The organism is Novosphingobium sp. Chol11, assembly GCF_900218065.1.
GTDB lineage: Bacteria > Pseudomonadota > Alphaproteobacteria > Sphingomonadales > Sphingomonadaceae > Sphingobium > Sphingobium agri.
This window is the reverse complement of record NZ_OBMU01000001.1, coordinates 1,630,220-1,649,475: the sequence shown is the minus strand read 5'-3', so window position 1 is coordinate 1,649,475 and position 19,256 is coordinate 1,630,220. Positions and strand designations below refer to the sequence as shown.

The following is a 19,256-nucleotide window of genomic DNA, read 5'->3' as shown; positions in this document are numbered from 1 at the left end:
CGCAAAGCCCTCATCGTTCAAACTTATCATCGCGGAAAAAAGATGATGCTCCATGTCGTTCACCATCCTGCCTATGTTTCTCCTGCAACAGCACGCAGCCGCTTTCGTTTTGATAAATATGGGCTGGTTATGGAAGCACTTAGGCTAAGCGGCGCTGCCTTTACGCTCCATGAACCCGCGCCCATGCCCCGTCCTTGGATAGAGGCGGTGCACGACCCCGACTATGTCGAAGAGGTCGCGACCCTGACGGTGCCGCGCGACAAGCAGCGGCGGATCGGCTTTGCCGTCAATGAACGGACCATGCGGCGGTCGATGCTTTCGCCTGGCGGAACCTGGGCGGCGGCGAAGCTGGCGATGGTGCATGGCTATGCTGCCAATGCGGCGGGCGGCAGCCATCATGCGCTTTATGACAGCGGTGCGGGCTATTGCGTGTTCAACGATCTCGCCATCGCTGCGAATCGTTTGATCAGGGAAGGGGACGCGCAGCGCGTGTTCATCCTTGATCTTGACGTTCATCAGGGGGACGGCACCGCGCAGTTGATGGCTGGGCGGGATGATGTCTTCACCCTCTCGATCCATGCGGAGAAGAACTTCCCCGCACGCAAGATGCGTTCCTCGCTCGACGTCGCATTGCCTGACGGCGTGGGTGACGCGGATTATATCGCGATGCTGATGCAGGTGTTGCCGCAGGCGCTCGATAGCTTCGGTCCGGACCTGATCCTGTACCAGGCCGGGGTCGACCCCCATGCCGACGACCGGCTGGGAAGGTTGGCGCTCAGCGATGCGGGGCTGGATGCGCGCGACCGCGCCGTCATGCGGGAAGCCCGCCGCCGCGGCATCCCGCTCGCCAGCACCATGGGCGGCGGTTATGGCGAGGACAGGATGGCGGTGGCGGAGCGTCATGCCGCCTGCATGATCCGGCTTGCTGAGGAGGCGGGTAGCGGCTTCAGTGCATCGTTGTAGCGCTGGGCGAAGCGACCGGAGCCGTAGCGATCAGCCGGGCGGCGATAAGCCCGGCTGCGGCCAGCGCGATAAAATCGCTGAAGGCGAGGTAGAGGATGTAGCCCCAATGCGCGTGGTTGAACACGGCCTGCCCGATGTCCAGCCATAACACCGCGGCCAATGCCGAAAGCAGGGCGATGCGCGCGCGGCTGCCAAAGTCCGCCGCCGCGAACCTCAGCGCCAATGCGATGACGACACCTGCGATGAGGGCGAGGACCAGGCCACCGATCAGCGCGGCGCTGTCGGTCACTGGAAAGCCGCTACTGTTATAGAAGATGGTCGCGATTGGACCCTTTCCGTACAGGATCGTGCCTTGCGCGGTGGCCGGGTCAGGGACGATGTAGACGCCCGTTCCGGTCGGCGTCAGTGATTGGGCCAGCGCTGCCTGAAGGTTGGCGCCGGGCGCTTCACCCGCGCGATGCAGGGCAAGGGCGCTCAGCGGCGTCTGCCAGAATAGGAAGCGGATGATGAAAAGAGCGAAGCCGCCCAATATGCCGCCCGCGATCGTTCTTACCATGCCGTGGTCTCCCTGTTCGGCTTAAAGCAGATCAGGAAACGCGGATGGCTGGATTTCTTTCCGGCAGCCGGTCAGTCCTTTGGCCGGGCCGCCTTTTCGGCGATGCCCGACACGCCCTCCCGGCGGTCCAACTCATCCAGCACGGCGTCGAGCGGGATATCGAGATCTGCGAGTAAGACCATCAGGTGGAAGATCAGGTCAGCGCTCTCGCCAACTACACCTTCACGGTCGGAGGCCATGGCGGCGATCACGGTTTCCACCGCTTCCTCGCCCACTTTCTGCGCGATCTTTCCCCGGCCCCGAGCCGTCAGCTTGGCCACATAGGATTGCGAGGGATCAGCCGTCCGCCGCTGCCGGATGGTGTTTTCAAGATCGTGGAGGGTCGAGCGCATGGGTTCCATCAAGCCTTCACCGCGCGGCCCGTCAATGAAAAGTTGCTCACCGCGAACGCACCGGCACGCCGGCAGCGGCCAGTGCTTGATGCGCCTCGGCGACAGTATGCTGGCCAAAGTGGAAGATGGACGCGGCCAGCACGGCGCTCGCATGACCTTCGATCACGCCTTCCACCAGATGCTGCAAGGTGCCCACGCCGCCGCTCGCGATGACGGGCACGGATACCGCGTCGGCAATGGTGCGGGTGAGGGCGAGGTCGTACCCCTGCTTCGTGCCGTCGCCATCCATTGAAGTGACCAGCAATTCGCCCGCCCCAAGTTCGGCCAGCCTCACAGCATGTTCGACCGCGTCGATGCCGGTGGGCTTGCGGCCACCGTGAGTGAAGATTTCCCAGCGCTTGTCCCCGACGCGCCGGGCATCGACCGACCCGACGATGCACTGGCTGCCGAAGCGATCGGCTATATCGGCCACTACCTCGGGGCGCGCCACTGCGGCACTATTGACGGCCACCTTGTCGGCCCCCGCGAGCAACAGCGCCCGCGCATCCTCCGGGCTGCGCACGCCGCCGCCCACCGTGACGGGCATGAAGCAGACCTCGGCCGTGCGGCGCACCACGTCCAATATGGTGCCGCGCGCCTCATGGGTCGCGGTGATGTCAAGGAAGCACAGCTCGTCCGCGCCAGCCGCGTCATAGACCCGGGCCTGTTCGACAGGATCGCCCGCGTCGCGCAGATCGACGAAGTTCACGCCCTTGACCACGCGGCCATTGGCGACATCCAGGCAAGGGATGACGCGGGTGCAGACGGTCACGCCGCCGCCTTTGCAATCGCCAGCGCCGCCTTCAAATCCAGCCGCCCGTCGTAAAGCGCACGTCCCGTGATGACGCCCTCGATGCCTTCATCGGCATGCAGGCTGAGAACGCGAATGTCCGCGATCCCTGCCACGCCGCCGCTGGCGATCACGGGAATGTCCGTTCCGCGCGCCAACTCGACGGTTGCGTCGATATTGCAACCCTTGAGCAGGCCGTCGCGGCCGACATCCGTGAAGAGCAGGCTTGCGACGCCCGCATCCTCGAACCGGCAGGCGAGGTCAGCGATCGGCATGTCGGACTTTTCGGCCCAGCCGTCAGTCGCGACGAACCCGTCCCGCGCATCGACGGCAACGACGATACCGCCGGGAAAGTCACGCGCCGCCGCTTTCACGAAAGCCGGATCCTTCAATGCAGCCGTGCCGATGACGATGCGAGACACGCCAAGGTCGAACCAGCGCTCGACCGCTTCGCGATTGCGGATACCGCCGCCAAGTTGGACGTGGCCGGGGAAGGCCTCGACAATGCGCTCGACCGCCTCGGCATTGACCGCATGGCCCGCAAAGCTGCCGTCCAAATCCACGACATGCAGATGCTCCGCGCCCGCTTCAGCGAAGATCAGCGCCTGCGCGGCGGGATCGTCGCCATAGACGGTGGCGCGGTTCATATCGCCTTCGGCCAGGCGGACGACCTGTCCACCTTTAAGGTCGATTGCAGGGAAAACGATCAGGCTCATATCAATATCCGAACGAGCGAAGAGGGGTCACGGACGCCACTTCAGGAAACGGGAGAGGAAGGAAAGACCATAGGTCTGGCTCTTTTCCGGATGGAATTGGCAACCGATGATCGTGTCACGGGCAACCGCTGCCACCAGCGGGCCGCCATGATCGGTGACCGCAGCGACATGAGCAGGATCATCGGCTTCGAAATGATAGCTGTGCAGGAAATAGGCCTCGCCCGTTTCCAGCAGCGGCGGCGCTCCATTCAGCGTCACCTTGTTCCAGCCCATGTGCGGCACTTTGATCGCGGGATCATTCGGCTCGATACGCCTTACTGTGCCGGGCACCCACCCCAGACCCTCATGCCGGCCGAATTCCTCGCCCGCGTCCGCGAGTAACTGCATGCCGACGCACACGCCCAGGAAGGGCGTGCCGCGCTCGCCCACAGCTTCGTTCATCGCGTCGATCATGCCGGGGATGGCGGAAAGCGCATCCATGCACGCGCGAAAAGCTCCGACGCCCGGCAGGACGATGCGATCGGCCTTCGCCACCAGCGCAGGATCGGCGGTGATGACGGCATCCTCCGCTCCCGCCTTGCGCAGGGCATTATGGACGGAATGAAGGTTGCCTGCGCCGTAATCGATGAGGGCGAGGGTGGTCACAGCATCCCCTTGGTCGAGGGGATCGCATCCGCCTTGCGCGGGTCGATCTCCACCGCCTGGCGCAGCGCGCGGGCAAGCCCTTTAAAGCAGCTTTCGACGATATGGTGATTGTTGCTGCCATAGAGATTTTCCACATGCAGCGTGATCCCGGCAGCCTGTGCGAAGCTGTGGAACCAGTGCTCGATCATCTCGGTATCCCATTCGCCCAGCCGCTGCACGGTGAAGGGCGCCTTGAACACCAACCAGGGGCGGCCGGAAATGTCGAGCGACACGCGGGTGAGCGTCTCGTCCATCGGCGAATAGACGCTGCCGTAGCGGGTGATGCCGCGCTTGTCGCCCAGCGCCTTTGCCACAGCCTCGCCAATGGCGATCGCGGTGTCTTCGGTCGTGTGATGCTGGTCGACATGCAGGTCGCCGACCGTCTTCACTTCCATGTCGATCAGCGAGTGCCGCGACAGCTGCTCGATCATGTGATCGAGGAAGCCGATCCCGGTGGAGACGGTATAGACCCCCGTGCCGTCGAGGTTGACGGTCACGTCGATCTGCGTTTCCGCAGTGTTGCGGTGAATTTCGCCCGTGCGCATGGCTGCGCCCTATACCGAAGTGGGGGCACCTTGCAATGTGGCGTTGCATGTGTGGCCTGCTCTTGACCAGCCGCGCCGCGCCGTTAGGACAATGGGGGATGAGCGATGACTTGCCTGACAGCCTGATTCCCTATGACGAAATCGTGCAGGAGGCCCTGCGCGCGGTGGTCGGCCGGGTGCTGGGTGAAGTGGAGCATTCAGGCGGCCTGCCGGGCACGCATCATTTCTACATCACCTTCAAGACGCAGGCGCCGGGTGTGGAAATCCCCAAGCAGCTTGTCGAGCGTTTCCCTGACGAGATGACCATCGTCCTCCAGAATAAATTCTGGGACCTGAAGGTGGGGGGCGATGGCTTCGGCGTCAGCCTGACCTTCAACCAGGTTGCAGCGCATCTTTCGATTCCCTTCGCGGCGATTACCGCCTTTGTCGATCCGGCCGTGAATTTCGCGCTCCAGTTCCAGGTACAGTCGGACGTTCCGCCCGAACCGCATGAGGAAGCGGAGAATGACGCGCCTCAGGTAACGACCGAAGACGGCTCTAACGTCGTCACCGTGGATTTCGGCAAGAAGAAATAATGTCTGGCGGATAGCCGCCGCTATTACCAGATTGGCTCCCGGACCTCATGTCCTGGGAGCCTTCGCATGGAAAGCCGCACCGAAACCGACAGCATCGGCGCCATAGAGGTGCCCGCCAACGCCTATTGGGGCGCGCAGACCCAGCGCAGTATCGAAAATTTCCCCTTCGGTGCGATGGAGCGTATGCCGATCGGCATCGTTCACGCGCTCGCTATCGTCAAACAGGCTGCGGCTCGGGTCAATCGTACGGAGGGACTGGCGCCGGAACTCGCCGAAGCGATCGAGGCAGCCGCCGGTCAAGTGATCGCAGGCGACCATGACGACCAGTTCCCCCTCGTCATTTGGCAGACGGGCAGCGGCACCCAATCCAACATGAACGTCAATGAGGTGATCGCGGGCATCGCCAACGAAGCTTTGACTGGCAAGCGGGGCGGCAAGTCGCCCGTCCATCCCAATGATCATGTGAATATGGGCCAGTCGTCCAACGACAGCTTCCCGACCGCCCTCCACATCGCCGCCGCGCGTGCCGCGATGGAGCAGCTCTTCCCGGCGCTCGATCGCCTGCACAAGGCGCTGGATGACAAGGCGCAGGCCTGGGGCGATATCGTGAAGATCGGCCGCACGCATCTACAGGACGCAACGCCGCTGACGTTGGGTCAGGAATTTTCCGGCTATGCGCACCAGCTCTACCGCTGCCGTCATCGGATAGAGCCAGCCGTGATGCACGGCATGATGGCGCTGGCTCAAGGTGGAACGGCGGTGGGGACGGGGCTCAACGCGCCGGAGGGCTTCGGCATCGCCATGGCAAGGGAGATCGCGGCCATTACCGGCCTGCCGTTCCGGACCGCCGATAATAAATACGAAGCGCTCGCCTCCAACGATCCGCTCGTCCATCTTTCTTCGACCCTCGCCACACTGGCGGTGGCGCTGACCAAGATCGCCAACGATATCCGTCTGCTGGGCAGCGGGCCGCGCTCGGGACTTGGCGAGTTGGACCTTCCCGCCAACGAACCGGGCAGTTCCATCATGCCGGGCAAGGTCAACCCAACCCAGTGCGAGATGCTGACCATGGTCGCGGCCCAGGTGATCGGCAATCATCAGGCGGTGAGCGTCGGCGGTCTTCAGGGTCATCTGGAGCTGAACGTCTTCAAACCGATGATCGGTGCGGCCGTGCTGCGCTCGATCCACCTGCTCAGCGTCGGCATGCAAAGCTTCGCCGAGCGCTGTGTTGAGGGGCTGGAAGCGAATGAAAAACGCATCGCCGAACTGGTCGACAGGTCATTGATGCTGGTCACTGCTCTTGCGCCCGAAATCGGCTATGACAATGCCGCCAAGATCGCGAAACATGCGCATGCAGAGGGGCTGACGCTGAGGCAAGCGGGCCTCGCTCTTGGCCTTGTCGACGAAGAAAGCTTCGACCGGCTCGTTCGGCCTGAAAATATGGTGTGAACTGGCGGAACCGCCGCTCTTGCGATACATTAAGGCTTCATGAAGAAGATCACTTCCAATCAGCCGCTCGTCACCATCCGCCCGCCGCGCAAGGCGGGGCTGTTGCGAAAGACGGCGCGTCTGGGCGCCGCCGTGGTGGCCGCTCGTGTCGCTGCGGCGACGGGCAAGAAAGGCGCCGTCGGCCTCGTCGCCGGCTTGGGCGCAAAGCGGTTGATCATGCGCTATCCGCTGGGCGCGCTGTTCGTCACTGGCGCTTATCTCGCGGGCAAGGCCTATGAGACCAAGCGCGAGGTCGATCGCAAGCGCGCGGTAAAGGCGCTCCCCGACCTCAGCAACGAACCTGTGCCCATCACTGAAGCCCGCGAAGCGCGCGCCAAAAAGGTTTAAAGGGCCGACTGCCAGCTTTTTACCGCCTCGATCGGCCAGGCAAGCATCAGCACGTTCAGCGTCAGATTGTCGCGTATCGCTATGAGCGCGATGAGTTCCAGCGCCATGCCAAGGCGCACCGTCACCGCCACTGGAGCACGGGCAGCGATCAGGAAGCCCAGCGCCATCATCCCGATGTCGCTCATGGAGTTGAGGATGCTGTCGCCGCTATAGCCCAAGGCAATGGTCGCGGCCCGATAGCGGTCTATGATGATCGGCGAATTCTCTAATATTTCCCAGATAGACTCGACCAACACGGCAAGTGCGAAGCGTGGCCCAAGCGGTTGCCGCCGCATCATCGCCCAAGCGCCTGCATAGAAGATAAAGCCGTGGATCACATGGCTGAGGCTGTACCAGTCGGCGATATGCTGGCTATTGCCGCTGTCCAGCGCCCCATGCCACAGATCGACATGGCCGCATGTGCAGATCGGCGGCCGCGCCATCAGGAACAGTAGCGCGCAGGTCAGCAGCACGATGATCCCGGCGGCCACGAAGCCCCGGCGATTGCGTAATGCCTTGCGTCTCAACTATCGTCCCCCCCTTGTCACCCCTCTTGCCAAATGCGTTCCACGGCGTCACTAGCGGCCATGGCCGACAGCATCCCCATTGAGACGCCCGATTTCAAGCGGCGTGGCGTGCTCTTCGTTCTCTCCTCGCCATCGGGCGCGGGCAAATCCACCATCGCGCGCAAGCTTCTGGCCGCAGAGCCGGACCTTGCCATGTCGGTGTCCGCGACCACGCGGCCGATGCGTCCGGGTGAAGTAGAGGGCAAGGATTATCATTTCGTCGATCTGGAGGAGTTTCGCCGGATGACGGCGGACCATGAATTCCTCGAATGGGCGCATGTCTTCGGCCAACGCTACGGCACGCCGCGCGCGCCTGTGGAAGCGATGCTGAAGAGCGGACGCGATGTCCTGTTCGACATCGACTGGCAAGGCGCGCAGCAGCTGCACCAGATCGCAGGAGGCGATGTCGTGCGCGTGTTCATCCTGCCACCCTCGATGGAGGAGCTGGAGCGCCGCCTGCGTGGCAGGGCGACCGACAGCGAGGAAGTGATTCAGGGCCGCATGTCCCGTGCCGCCAATGAAATCGCGCATTGGGACGGCTATGATTATGTGCTCTGCAATGTCGATGCCGAGGATTGTTTCCAGCGAGTCCAGACGATCCTGCATGCCGAACGCATGAAGCGCAGCCGCCAGACTGGCCTCATCGGCTTCATCCGCCGGTTGAGCCGCTATTATCAGGAAGATTGAAGAAGCCGCTGTCTTCTCAATCTCAGGGTTGTTCGAGAGAGGTTTAGCTTATCTCTCAAATCCTGCCGGTTCCGCCCAGTCCGGATGCACCCAGGCCATCGCCTTGAACAGCGTCCCCATGGCATTGCCATCGGTCAGCCGTAGCCGCGCGGCCTCCACCTCCGCAGCGCGCGCGGGAGTGGTGCGGGCCAGCTGATCCGCCCGCGCATCGATGCCCAGTTGCCGGAGAAATTCGCCCTGGCCTATCGGGCCCATCACCCGCAGCCCAGCCTGCCGCGCCATATTGCCGATCATCGTGAAATCGACATGGGTGGTCAGGTCGCTTTCCCCCGGTTCCAGAAAAGGGTCGGCAAATCGATGCTCGCGCACGGCCTGCAACGTGTCGCCGATCGCGGTACCCTCATAGCCATAGTCGATAATGATCGCAGCGCCGCCCTGCCGGGCGATGCGCTGCGCCAGGTCAAGCGCGATGGCCGTGCCCGCCAGCGGTATTTCAAGGATTGCACCCTCGGGCGCGTCGGCGGCGATGGCCGGTATGCCCGATTCGACCCGCCGGTATCCGGGCAAGGCTTCGAACCGGTCCGGCTGATCTTCGTCGGGGCAGATCACCACACGCTCACGCCATTCATCGCCAGTACGGACGATCTGGCGAACGGGCAGGGCGTCGAAAAACTCGTTGGCGACCACCAGCAACGGCGCATTGTCCGGCAGCCCGCCGACACTGTCGCGGTGGAAGACATTGGGGATGAGCGCGCGCTGCCGCTCCTGCAGCGTCGGGCTGGTTTCCACGAAATAGGATTGGGGCGCAAAGCCTGTGCTCCCCATCGCCCGCAACGCGTCTGAAGCCAGCGTGCCGCGCCCCGGCCCCAACTCTGCATAAACGGCATTTTGCCGACTACCCGATCGCATCCACAGGTCAGCCAGGCAGAGGCCGATCAATTCGCCGAACATCTGGCTGATCTCGGGCGCTGTCGTGAAATCGCCTGCCGCGCCCAGCGGATCGCGCGTGCCATAATAATGCTGGTTCGCCTCGGCCATATAATGGGCGACCGAAATCGGGCCGCCGGCATCGATCTGCCGCGCGAGGCGCTGGGCGAGGGTCAGCGGTTCAGCTGACACTCGCGCTGCCCGCGATCGGCTCCACCCGCACCCTGCGGCCCTTGGCGGTCACGATCAGGTAAAGCCCGCCCAGGATCATCGGAATGCACAGCCACTGACCCATGTGCAGGCCGGTGCGCGCGGCGAATTCCATCAGCTGCGCGTCAGCCTCACGATAATATTCGATGCCGAAACGGAAGATGCCGTAGAAGAACAGGAACAGGCCCACAAGCATGCCGGGCTTGTAGCGCGCCCGTGTCTTCCAGAAGGCGAAGGCCAGGATCAGAAACAGGATGATGCCTTCGAAAAAGGCTTCGTAAAGCTGGCTCGGATGGCGTGGGAATGGGCCGCCGGTCGGGAAGATGATCCCCCAGGGCACGTCCGTTTCCTTGCCCCACAGTTCCCCATTCACGAAATTGGCGAGGCGGCCGAAGAACAGGCCAAAGGGTACGCAGCAGGCGACGAAGTCATGGATGCGCAGCCAGGAAAGCTTTTCCTTGCGCGCCATGTAGAGGATGCCGAGCGACACGCCGATCGCTCCTCCATGGAAGGACATGCCGCCGTTCCACAGCTTGAAGATGTCGAGCGGATTGCGCAGGATTTCCGGCTGGTAGAAGAAGACATAGGCCAGCCGCCCGCCGATGATGATGCCGAGCGTCGCGTAGAAGATCATGTCGTCCGCATGCCGCCGCGCCATCGGTGAACCGGGCTGGGCGATCAGCTTCAGCAGATACCAGTAGCCGATTAAAATGCCCGCGAGATAGGCGAGGCTGTACCATTTGAGCGTGAAGAAGCCGAGGTCGAGCGCGACCGGGCTGAGCCCCAGCTGATCGAAGCGAATTGCGCCCGCAGCCGCGGCGGCAAGGTCAAGGATCAAATTGTAGCTCCCCTTCGGAAATATGGCCTTCGCCATAGAGCAGGATAGGGTAAGGAGGAAAGGGGGCTATCATTTTGGCGCAGGTTTTGGATGATGGCTGAACAAAATGGGGTTCAGGGTGGGAATGAGCCGGATTGGCTGATCTCACCTGATGCTATTAACGCGCTGGAAACCCCTCAATGCGAGTATGGTGCCATGGCTATCGAACCAATTTTGGAGCAAACTCCGGAACGTGGCGACAAGCGCGCCGATGTCCGCTGGCCCATCCGTCTTGAGGCGCCCGGGTCGGTTGGCGAAGGTGCCACTGACGTCGTGGTCCACGATATCTCCACGGCGGGGATGCTGATCGAAACCAGCTCGCAGCTGAAACTTGGGCAGGCGCTGCTGCTGTCCCTGCCTGAAGCTGGCTCCGTTTCCGCTCATGTGGTGTGGCAGGATGAGCCGCTCTTTGGATGCCGCTTTGATGAGCCGCTGCCTCAAGCCGCCGTCAGTGCGACCCGCCTTCGCAGCACGATGCGCGGCGATGGCAGGCCGGTCGATCATGTGGCCGATGCGAAGGGACCGGAGATGCTCCCAGCGCGCCTCCGCCGGTTGCGCCGTGAACGCGGCCTTAGCCGAGAGGCGTTGTCTCAGCTGACCGGTTTCAGCAAACCGTCGCTCTGGGCGTGGGAAGTGGGCAAGACCATGCCCCGGCGCAGGAGCCTGGTTGCGCTTGCGCAGGCTTTCGGCCTGACAGAGCAGCAGTTGCTCGTTGGTGAGCCGCCGGTTGCGTCACATGATCCCGCAAAGACAGGCATGGCCCGTCCGGGGCAGCAGCTTCATGAGGTGATCGATTCGGCCAAGCGTGAAATCGCCAAACATGCAGGCGTCGATGTCTCGCAGGTGCAGATCCGCATCGATTATTGAAGCATCGCGCGCGGGTGGGGGTGTGGTTTTGATTGCTCCGGTGCGGATGAGTTTCTCTGTCTAAATTGCATGATCTCGTGCCCTGCGAAGGCAGGAGCCGATGAGGCGCGCCTGCACTAGCGTTCAGAGCAAAAAGGCCTTTTTAAAAACTTCACCCGTTCGGGCTGAGTTTGTCGAAGCCTACTCCTATTTAAAAATAGAGCCCTTCGACAAGCTCAGGGCGAACGGTGTTATGAGGCTACGCCGATTTAAAGCACGAAAATCTCGAAGAACGCCTTTTACAAATCCTGTCTTGAGCAGCCGAAGGGCTCAGCTCGAACAGCCTTCGGTCCGGATCAAAAACAAGCGGTTCTCGCAGGCTGATGCGCCTGCCGACGTGCCTCATCCACTGTCACGATCAACAAAAAAGCCGCCCGGTGAGGGGCGGCTTTCTTTTTTGTCCGGAGCGGAAAACTCAGGCTTCTTCAGCCGGAGCTTCTTCTGCTTCAGCGGCGATTTCGCCAGGTTCAGCGTTCGGATCATAATCTTCGGTGAAGCCGCTCTCGTCCTTTTCGAACAGGTCGGCCATCACGTCCACGCCCTGCGCCTGCAGTTCGGCCTCTTCAGGCGAACGGGCGACGTTCACCTGGATGGTGACAGCGACTTCGGGGTGCAGCGCGACCTTGACGTCGAACAGGCCGAGCGTCTTGATCGGGCGTTCCAGCACGACCATCGCCTTGGTGACGTTGGTGATGCCTTCGGCCTGCAGCGCTTCGACGACGTCACGGACCGCGACCGAACCATAGAGGTGGCCGGCGTTGGACGACTGGCGGATCAGAACGATCTGCTTGCCGTTGACACCTTCGGCAGCCTTTTCAGCGTCGCCACGGCGGGCAGCGTTGTCGGCCTCGATCTTCGCGCGGTTGGCCTCGAAGACCTTCTTGTTGGCGGCGTTCGAACGCAGCGCCTTCTTGTTGGGCAGCAGGAAGTTACGGGCGTAACCGTCCTTCACGGTGACGACGTCACCGATGGCGCCCAGCTTTTCGATGCGCTCAAGGAGAATGATTTCCATGGGTCTTTCTCCCTTACTTCACGATGTAGGGCAGCAGGCCCAGGTGACGGGCGCGCTTGATGGCCTGGGCCAGCTCACGCTGCTTCTTGGCGGACACAGCCGTGATGCGGCTGGGGACGATCTTGCCGCGCTCGGACACGAAGCCCTGCAGCAGACGGACGTCCTTGTAATCGATCTTCGGCGCATCCTTGGCGGCGAAGGGGCAGCTCTTGCGGCGGCGGAAAAACGGGCGTGCCATTGTTCAGATCTCCTTATTCGCCAGCCGGGGCTTCTTCGCGCTCGCGGCGCGGGCCACGGTCGCCACGATCACCGCGCGGACCACGCTCGGCGCGTTCCTGCTTGCGCATCATCACCGACGGGCCGGTTTCCAGCTCGTCAACCTTGACGGTCATGTAGCGGATGATGTCTTCGTTGATCTGCGTCTGGCGCTCCAGTTCCGCGACGACACCAGCAGGGGCGTCGATGTTCAGCATCACATAGTGAGCCTTGCGGTTCTTGGCGATCTTGTAGGCGAGGCTGCGCAGGCCCCAGGTTTCCACCTTGGTCACCTTGCCAGCATTATCCTCGACGATCTTGGTGGCGGTTTCCGCCAGCGCATCCACCTGCGCCTGTGCCAGGTCCTGGCGCGCAAGGAACACATGCTCGTAAAGAGCCATGGGTATTGCCTCATCTGTTGGCCGATCGCTGACGCCCACCCCATGTGGAACGCCCCTCCGGCTGTCGTCTCAAGCATTCATCCGCGCGGCCGCCGAGTCACCCCGGCCCACGCGAAGCGGCGCCTATGGCGGAAATGCGCCAGCTTGGCAAGGAAGACTTCTTCAGTTGCGGTGCATCTCGGCCGTGCCGATGAAGTGCGCCCGCGTGGAAGGTCCCGCCTGTTCGAGCAGGGCTGCCACCTTGCTCTTCAGGTTCGATGATGGCCGTGCCGGATCATCATAGGCCATGCCCCAATTCCCGAACTCGCGGGCGTCGATTTCCTGCTTGCGCAGCATGACCAACGCGCGGTGCCTGCCGTCCCGACCTATCCGTTCATAGACCCGCTCGACATTTTCCCTGGGTCCTTCGAGGACCTGGAGGAAACGCTTGCCATTGTAGAGCAGCAGGCCAGTGACGTCCTCGCTGCTGTTCTTCTGCGCTGCGGTCTGCGCGATCGTTGCGCACTGGCTGTACGAAACGTCGCCCGTCGCGCTGCTGATATACATGATCTGGTACAAGGACATGGTGCTTCCTGGATGACTGACCCCCAACCAGCCATCTTAACGTCCAACACTTTATATATCGTATTTGACATGGATCATGGAAAGCCCCGGAAGAGCGACGCTCCGCCGGGGCAATTCTGTTTTGGTAAGAAGTGGGATATCAGCGGATCACGCTGCCGATCACCGCGCCGATGATCCCGCTTGTTATCGCGACCAGCACGGCGTCATTTCCCGAGCGCACCCAGTGATAGCCGCGCGGCGGGGCGTTCAGGCGATAGTCGCGATAATTGTTGATCACGCGATAATCGCGGGCATAGCGGCGGTCGAAGCGCTGACCCTTGCCCCAGCGGCGATAGTCGTTCTTGCGCACGACCGTCTTCTGCTTGACCACGGTGCGGCCATGCGGGCCCTGATGCGCGACGCGGGTGACTTCGCGATGCGGGGCGGCCTGCGCCTGCGCGGCGACCATCGGGCTTGCGACCATCGTCGTTGCGGCCAGGCTCATCAGCAGTTTCTTGATCATCTCACTTGCTCCTTTATCTGTCGCGCCTTTGCTTCGGCGTTGAAGACAGATTTAAGGCGGACTTGTCGCAAGCTTGTGCCGGTGAGACGGGTCAACTGTCCGAAATTGTAACAGCCTCTATTCGTGCCGCAGCGCGTCGATGGGATTGAGCGCCGCCGCGCGCCGCGCCGGGAAATAGCCGAACACCACCCCGATCGCCGCGGAAAAGAGGAAGGCGATCATGTTCACCTTCACGTCGAAGATGAAGGGCACCTGCATCAACGGCGCTATCGCTACCGACGCAATCAACGCGAGGACCAGCCCGATCAGACCGCCCAGGCAGGACAGAACGATCGCCTCGACCAGGAATTGCATCAGCACCTCGCGCGCGACCGCCCCGATGGCAAGACGAATGCCGATCTCCCGCGTGCGTTCGGTCACCGACACAAGCATGATGTTCATGATGCCGATCCCGCCCACCAGCAGGGAAATGGCCGCGACCGCCGCCACGATCTGCGTCAGGATGGTGGTTGTGCCGGTCAGCGTGTCGCTGATCTGCTTCGTATCGAAGACGTTGAAATTGTCATCCGCCCCCGGCTTTACCTTGCGCCGCTCGCGCATCAATTCTTCCAGGCTCGCCTGCACCGTCGAGGTGTCATAGGCATCGTCCACCGCGACCATGATCTGGCTTATGTCGCGATCCCCGGTGAAGCGGCGTTGCACGAACTTGATCGGCATGACGACGACGTCATCCTGATCGCCAAAGCCGCCTTGGCCGCGCGTCGCGAGTGCGCCGATCACCTGACAGGAAACACCTTTGATGCGCAGTCGCTTGCCAGTCGGATCAGCTCCCTGGAAGAGGTTCGTGCGCACCGTATTGCCGATGATGCAGACGGCTTTTCCGGCCTCTTCCTCCTCCGGCATGAAGAGGCGGCCGGCATCTGCCTTCCAGCTTTGCACCTCAAAATAGGCAGCGGTCGTGCCATAGACGGTCGTCGACCAGTTACTGCCCTCATAGATGGCCGTCCCGCTCGACTGGACCAGCGGCGCGACGGCGCGCACGCCCGTCAGTTGGTTCTCGATGGCCGTCACATCCGCTGGCTTGAAGTCGGGCGGCCTTGGCCCGCCGCCGCCCCGGCCAAAGCCTTGGCCCGGCCGCAGCTGCAGCACATTGGCGCCCAACGAGCTGATCTGCTCGCGCACGGCCGCCGTCGCTCCATTGCCCAGCGTCACCATGGTGACCACCGCCGCCACGCCGATGATGATGCCCAGCGTGGTGAGGAAGCTGCGCAGCTTGTGCCGGTTGATCGCCCGGAACGCGAGGATGACAGTGGTGCCTAGCATCCCAGTCTCCTCGCCCCTTCAGGGGAGAGGATAGGCAGCCTTGCTGCTTCAGCAGCTAGGCGGACTTGGAGAGGGGGAGGGGATGCGCAACACCCCCTCATCCAACTCCGCCTAGGCGCCTTCGTCGCCAAGGCTGCGTATCCTTCTCCCCGGAGGGGCGAAGGTTTGAAAGAGGCCCCTCTCACGCCTCCGCCCCCGCGTCGATCCGTTCCACCAGCCCATCCTTGAAGTGCACCACCGTCCGCGCATAGGCGGCCATGTCGGGCTCATGCGTCACCATCAGCACGGTGATGCCGCTATTTTTGTTGAGATCGGTCAGCAACTCCATGATCTCCACCGACCGTTCCGAATCGAGATTGCCGGTCGGTTCGTCGGCCAGCAGCACGGCAGGCTGCGTCACGATCGCCCGCGCGATGGCGACGCGCTGCTGCTGCCCGCCGGACAATTCAGCAGGCGTATGGTCCCACCATTGCTTGAGCCCCACCTTGTCGAGCGCCGCCATCCCCGCATCATAACGGCTCTTCTTGTCCTCGCCCCGGTAGAGCAGCGGCAGTTCGACATTCTCCAGCGCGCTTGTTCGGGACAAGAGGTTAAAGCCCTGAAACACGAAGCCAAGATAGCGGCGGCGAAGCAGGGCCCGCTGATCACGATCCAGCCTTTCGACATGGCGCCCCTTGAACAGGAACTCGCCGCCGCTCGGTACATCAAGGCAACCAAGGATGTTCATCGTCGTCGACTTGCCCGACCCTGAAGGCCCCATGACCGCGACGAAATCCCCCTCCTCGATGTCGAGGTCGATGCCCTTCAGCGCCTGAAAGGCGGTAGCGCCCGAACCATAGATCTTGGTCACGCCGCGCAGGGAAATGATCGGATCAGCCACTGCGTCAGGTTCCATTCTGCCGCCCGGTGCCGCGCGGCTCACCGCCGCCGGAGCGGTCGCGCCGCTGGCCGCCGCCGTTTGTGTCCTCCGCAGGCTGTTCCTGTCCCGCTGCCAACTGGCCCGTGATGACCCGCATGCCCGGCTTCAACGCGCCGCCCGTGATCGCCGTGCGCGCGCCGTCGCTGGCGCCGACGGTCACCTGCAAAGGCTTGGGATTGCCGTCTTCGCCCACGACATAGACCGTCTGGCTGCTGCCGATGCCGAAGCTGACCTGCCGGTTGGCGCCGCCACGGCGGAAGCGGCGAGGGCCTGGCACGATCTGGCTGGTGATGCCGCCGCCCTGACCGGCGCCTGTGTTCGGCTTGAACCGGAGCGCCGCGTTTGGCACCAGCAGGACGTTGCTCAGTTGCTGCGTCACGATATCGGCGGTCGCGGTCATGCCGGGGCGCAGCGTCTCCCCCTTGTTATCGACGGCAAGCACCGCCGTGTACGCCACCACAGTTCCGGTGGTGCTGGCGGCCGTGCTGCTGCCCGAAGAGGAGGATGAGGAGGAACTGGTCGAAGCATTGGAGCCGACATTGACCCGCGTCACCCGAGCGGGGAAGCTGCGGCCCGGAAAGGCATCGACGGCGAAAGTCGCCACCTGGCCTTCCTTCACCTGGCCGACATCGGCCTCGTCCACCGCGACCTCCACCTCCATCTTGGTCAGGTCTTCGGCGATGGTGAACAGCACCGGGGCATTGAAGGAAGCCGCCACCGTCTGCCCGGGCTCGATATCGCGCGAAAGGACGACGCCGGTCACTGGCGATACGATCTGAGCAATCGACAGGTTGGTCTGCGCCGTCGCAAGCTGAGCCCGCGACACGCTGACCTGCGCCTGCTGCGCCCGCAAATTGCCAAGCGCGGACTGATAATCGGCACGGGCCGCGTCCAGCTCCGTCTTGGCAGGCACGCGGCCGCCCGACAGACGGAAGACGTTCAGTTGCCGGTCGAGCGTAGCCTTGGCCAGCGCGACTTGCGCCTGCGCCTGTGTGACGCTGGCCTGAGAGGCCGCTACTTGCGCCCGGTTCTGCGTCACCGAATCCACCAAGCGCCGCGTGTCGAGTTCCGCCAGCCGCTGCCCTTTCGTCACGCGATCGTTCACATCGACATAGACGCGCGTGATCTTGCCCGACTGTTCGGAGCCCACATCCACCTGATTGATCGGCTTCAGATTGCCGGTTGCCGATACCGTTACCGTCAGGTCGCCGCGCCGCACCTCTCGCGTGGCGAAGTTCGGCTTGTCCTCGCCAGAAAAACAACGCGCGAGCAGCAGGATCAGGATCAGCAGCGCCAGCCCGATAGCGCTCCGCACCACCCATTTGCGCCACGGGCGTTCAGGGCGCGCGCCGAGAAATTCGTCCAGGTCCTTATCCGTGCTCACATCTTCACTCATTGGGGCGGTTGTCCATGTTCTGCCAGCCGCCACCCAGCGCATTGTAGAGCTGGGCGATGGCGAGGACCTCGTCGGCTTGCGCGGAGGCAAGGCTGTTGCGCGCGTTCAGCAGCGTGGTTTCGGTGTTGGAAAGCGTCTGGAAATCTATGAGCCCCGACTGATACTGGCTGCGCGCCAGCAGGGCGGCATTGTTAGACGCATCGAAGGCGGTGGCGAACTCGGCCTTGCGCTGGCGGGCGCTGTTCAGGGACGCCATCGCATTTTCCACATCTTCCAGCGCGGTCAGCACGCTCTGCTTGTACGCAGCGAAGGCGGCATCCGTCGCCGCCCTTTGCGACCGCACCTGCGACGCGAGCCGTCCCCCATCGAAGATGACCTGCGCGACATTGGCGAAGACGCCGCCTGTAATAATGTCGAACAGGCTTTTGATGCTGGTGGCGTTGGTGCCGATATTCCCGCTGATCCCGAGCGAAGGGTAAAGCTGAGCCTGCGCAACGCCAATCCGCGCCGTTGCCGCAGCCAGAGCCCGCTCCGCCGCCCGTAGGTCAGGCCGCTGGCGCAGGGTGTCGGCGGGAATCCCTGCAGCGATCGTCGTCGACGCGGCCGGTATCGGAGCAGGGGCCTCCAGCGCGCGGGTGGCTTCGCCCGGCGCTTGCCCGGTCAGCACGGCTATACGGTTCAGGCTGCCGCGCAGGCTCGCCTCCAACTGCGGGATTGCCGCATTCGTCTGGGCCAACTGGGCACGCGCCTGCTGCTCGTCGAGCGATGAAACCAGCCCCGCCTGAAGCCGCCAGTTGGCGATGTTGTAATTATCCTGCTGGATCGCCTGTGTTTCGCGGGCGATGCGTAGCTGCTCTTGCGCCTGCCGGGCCTGAACATAATTGGTGACCAGTTCGGCGATGATGGTCATGCGCACATTGGCAAGGTCATAGCCGGACGCGGCCAGGTCCGCGCGCGCCGCCTCGGCGGATCGGGACAATTCGCCGAAAAGGTCGATCTGCCAGCTTGCATTGGCGCCCAGCGAATAGCTGCTGCTCCAGCTGTCCGATCCGGTGGACACGACATTGCCGTCGATGACGCGCGTGCCGCCGCCGCGATTGGAATAGTTGCGCCCGCCCGAACCCGACGCATTGACCTGTGGCAGGAACGCCGCCCGCGCCTGCACCAGCGACTCCCGCGCCTGCCGCAGTCGCGCCTGCGCCTGCACGATGTCGAGATTGCTGGCCACCGCCTGGTCGATCAGTCCTGTAAGCGCCGGATCATTGAACCGCGTCCACCAACGCGCAAGCTCCGCCTCGCTCAATGCGCCACTCGCCGGTGCCGTATAATAGCTGCCCGGCACCCCCAATGCAGCCGGTTGCGGCGCCCGATAGTCAGGCCCCGCCGCGCAAGCCGAGAGCGTTAACGCCGTCCCGCTGATCCAGCCAATGCGATATCGCACCTTTTCCTTGCACTCCGTCGTCGTTAAAGGGACGCCACCTTGGGGGTTGAGGCGGTCCGGTCGGGGAAACTGCCGAAAGGGACCGGATGTCTCAACGGCATTTGTGTCTCAAAGTGTAACGATGTTGAAAAACGG

General features: G+C 63.0%; 24 protein-coding genes. 6 read left to right on the top strand and 18 right to left on the bottom strand.

From position 1 onward, the window contains the following. The first annotated feature begins 45 nt into the window (after positions 1-45). Entirely contained in the window at positions 46-963 is a 918-nt protein-coding gene (locus NCHOL11_RS08240) for a histone deacetylase family protein (RefSeq protein ID WP_097092827.1), read from the top strand. Here the strand turns inward: NCHOL11_RS08240 and NCHOL11_RS08235 are convergent. From NCHOL11_RS08235 to hisB, 6 genes are all read right to left on the bottom strand, one after another. After that, positions 947-1,519 carry a hypothetical protein gene (locus NCHOL11_RS08235; protein ID WP_097091884.1) on the bottom strand — a complete coding sequence of 191 codons (573 nt, stop codon included), beginning with the start codon at positions 1,517-1,519 and terminating at the stop codon, positions 947-949. The two genes, NCHOL11_RS08240 and NCHOL11_RS08235, sit on opposite strands and share 17 nt — an antisense overlap. A gap of 71 nt (positions 1,520-1,590) precedes the next feature. Then, positions 1,591-1,911 carry a phosphoribosyl-ATP diphosphatase gene (locus NCHOL11_RS08230; RefSeq protein WP_097092826.1) on the bottom strand — a complete coding sequence of 107 codons (321 nt, stop codon included), beginning with the start codon at positions 1,909-1,911 and terminating at the stop codon, positions 1,591-1,593. Between the two features lie 46 nt (positions 1,912-1,957). After that, positions 1,958-2,722: an imidazole glycerol phosphate synthase subunit HisF gene (hisF, locus tag NCHOL11_RS08225; RefSeq protein WP_097091883.1), complete on the bottom strand. Its 765-nt coding sequence runs from the start codon at positions 2,720-2,722 to the stop codon at positions 1,958-1,960. After that, positions 2,719-3,456, bottom strand: coding sequence for a 1-(5-phosphoribosyl)-5-[(5-phosphoribosylamino)methylideneamino]imidazole-4-carboxamide isomerase (hisA, locus tag NCHOL11_RS08220; protein ID WP_097091882.1), 738 nt, complete (start codon positions 3,454-3,456; stop codon positions 2,719-2,721). The genes hisF and hisA overlap by 4 nt, the downstream gene beginning before the upstream one ends. A gap of 27 nt (positions 3,457-3,483) precedes the next feature. Next, positions 3,484-4,101, bottom strand: coding sequence for an imidazole glycerol phosphate synthase subunit HisH (gene hisH / locus NCHOL11_RS08215; protein WP_097091881.1), 618 nt, complete (start codon positions 4,099-4,101; stop codon positions 3,484-3,486). After that, complete coding sequence (gene hisB / locus NCHOL11_RS08210) at positions 4,098-4,685, bottom strand: imidazoleglycerol-phosphate dehydratase HisB (RefSeq protein ID WP_097091880.1); 588 nt, start codon at positions 4,683-4,685, stop codon at positions 4,098-4,100. The genes hisH and hisB overlap by 4 nt, the downstream gene beginning before the upstream one ends. A gap of 98 nt (positions 4,686-4,783) precedes the next feature. Between hisB and NCHOL11_RS08205 the strand changes: the two genes are divergently transcribed. The 3 genes from NCHOL11_RS08205 to NCHOL11_RS08195 all read left to right on the top strand — a co-directional run bounded on the left by NCHOL11_RS08205 (position 4,784) and on the right by NCHOL11_RS08195 (position 7,096). Continuing rightward, positions 4,784-5,260 (top strand): SspB family protein, encoded by a 477-nt coding sequence (locus NCHOL11_RS08205; protein WP_097091879.1) that lies wholly within the window; start codon positions 4,784-4,786, stop codon positions 5,258-5,260. 66 nt (positions 5,261-5,326) lie between these two features. Continuing rightward, positions 5,327-6,709 (top strand): class II fumarate hydratase, encoded by a 1,383-nt coding sequence (gene fumC, locus NCHOL11_RS08200; RefSeq protein ID WP_097091878.1) that lies wholly within the window; start codon positions 5,327-5,329, stop codon positions 6,707-6,709. Between the two features lie 39 nt (positions 6,710-6,748). Continuing rightward, positions 6,749-7,096: a hypothetical protein gene (locus tag NCHOL11_RS08195; RefSeq protein WP_097091877.1), complete on the top strand. Its 348-nt coding sequence runs from the start codon at positions 6,749-6,751 to the stop codon at positions 7,094-7,096. On the opposite strand, the gene NCHOL11_RS08190 is transcribed toward NCHOL11_RS08195, so the two are convergent. Beyond that, positions 7,093-7,662, bottom strand: coding sequence for a DUF2585 domain-containing protein (locus NCHOL11_RS08190; RefSeq protein ID WP_097091876.1), 570 nt, complete (start codon positions 7,660-7,662; stop codon positions 7,093-7,095). The genes NCHOL11_RS08195 and NCHOL11_RS08190 overlap by 4 nt on opposite strands. A 60-nt stretch (positions 7,663-7,722) precedes the next feature. On the opposite strand from NCHOL11_RS08190, the gene gmk reads away from it, so the two are divergent. Then, on the top strand, positions 7,723-8,388 hold the full coding sequence (gene gmk, locus NCHOL11_RS08185; protein WP_097091875.1) for a guanylate kinase: 666 nt from the start codon (positions 7,723-7,725) through the stop codon (positions 8,386-8,388). 48 nt (positions 8,389-8,436) lie between these two features. Here the strand turns inward: gmk and NCHOL11_RS08180 are convergent, their stop codons facing one another. After that, complete coding sequence (locus tag NCHOL11_RS08180; RefSeq protein ID WP_097091874.1) at positions 8,437-9,507, bottom strand: class I SAM-dependent methyltransferase; 1,071 nt, start codon at positions 9,505-9,507, stop codon at positions 8,437-8,439. Continuing rightward, on the bottom strand, positions 9,497-10,399 hold the full coding sequence (lgt, locus tag NCHOL11_RS08175) for a prolipoprotein diacylglyceryl transferase (RefSeq protein ID WP_176502200.1): 903 nt from the start codon (positions 10,397-10,399) through the stop codon (positions 9,497-9,499). Before lgt ends, NCHOL11_RS08180 begins: the two co-directional genes overlap by 11 nt. Positions 10,400-10,558: 159 nt before the next feature. On the opposite strand from lgt, the gene NCHOL11_RS08170 reads away from it, so the two are divergent. Further along, entirely contained in the window at positions 10,559-11,269 is a 711-nt protein-coding gene (locus NCHOL11_RS08170) for a PilZ domain-containing protein (protein WP_097092824.1), read from the top strand. 454 nt (positions 11,270-11,723) lie between these two features. Here the strand turns inward: NCHOL11_RS08170 and rplI are convergent, their stop codons facing one another. The 9 genes from rplI to NCHOL11_RS08125 form a co-directional block, all read right to left on the bottom strand. Continuing rightward, the gene (gene rplI / locus NCHOL11_RS08165; protein WP_097091873.1) at positions 11,724-12,320 is read right to left on the bottom strand and encodes a 50S ribosomal protein L9; all 597 of its coding nucleotides are present in this window, start codon (positions 12,318-12,320) and stop codon (positions 11,724-11,726) included. A gap of 13 nt (positions 12,321-12,333) precedes the next feature. Continuing rightward, entirely contained in the window at positions 12,334-12,558 is a 225-nt protein-coding gene (rpsR, locus tag NCHOL11_RS08160) for a 30S ribosomal protein S18 (protein WP_004212076.1), read from the bottom strand. A gap of 13 nt (positions 12,559-12,571) precedes the next feature. Next, a complete protein-coding gene (rpsF, locus tag NCHOL11_RS08155) occupies positions 12,572-12,976 on the bottom strand; it encodes a 30S ribosomal protein S6 (protein ID WP_097091872.1) in 405 nt (134 codons plus the stop codon). A 162-nt stretch (positions 12,977-13,138) separates the two neighbouring features. Further along, positions 13,139-13,540: a BLUF domain-containing protein gene (locus tag NCHOL11_RS08150; RefSeq protein WP_236574969.1), complete on the bottom strand. Its 402-nt coding sequence runs from the start codon at positions 13,538-13,540 to the stop codon at positions 13,139-13,141. A gap of 139 nt (positions 13,541-13,679) precedes the next feature. Further along, complete coding sequence (locus NCHOL11_RS08145) at positions 13,680-14,042, bottom strand: RcnB family protein (RefSeq protein WP_097091870.1); 363 nt, start codon at positions 14,040-14,042, stop codon at positions 13,680-13,682. Between the two features lie 117 nt (positions 14,043-14,159). Continuing rightward, positions 14,160-15,365, bottom strand: coding sequence for an ABC transporter permease (locus tag NCHOL11_RS08140; RefSeq protein WP_097091869.1), 1,206 nt, complete (start codon positions 15,363-15,365; stop codon positions 14,160-14,162). Between the two features lie 181 nt (positions 15,366-15,546). Then, entirely contained in the window at positions 15,547-16,260 is a 714-nt protein-coding gene (locus tag NCHOL11_RS08135) for an ABC transporter ATP-binding protein (protein WP_097091868.1), read from the bottom strand. Further along, complete coding sequence (locus NCHOL11_RS08130; RefSeq protein ID WP_097091867.1) at positions 16,250-17,680, bottom strand: efflux RND transporter periplasmic adaptor subunit; 1,431 nt, start codon at positions 17,678-17,680, stop codon at positions 16,250-16,252. Before NCHOL11_RS08130 ends, NCHOL11_RS08135 begins: the two co-directional genes overlap by 11 nt. Beyond that, positions 17,673-19,121 carry an efflux transporter outer membrane subunit gene (locus NCHOL11_RS08125; RefSeq protein ID WP_097091866.1) on the bottom strand — a complete coding sequence of 483 codons (1,449 nt, stop codon included), beginning with the start codon at positions 19,119-19,121 and terminating at the stop codon, positions 17,673-17,675. The genes NCHOL11_RS08130 and NCHOL11_RS08125 overlap by 8 nt, the downstream gene beginning before the upstream one ends. Positions 19,122-19,256 lie beyond the last annotated feature (135 nt).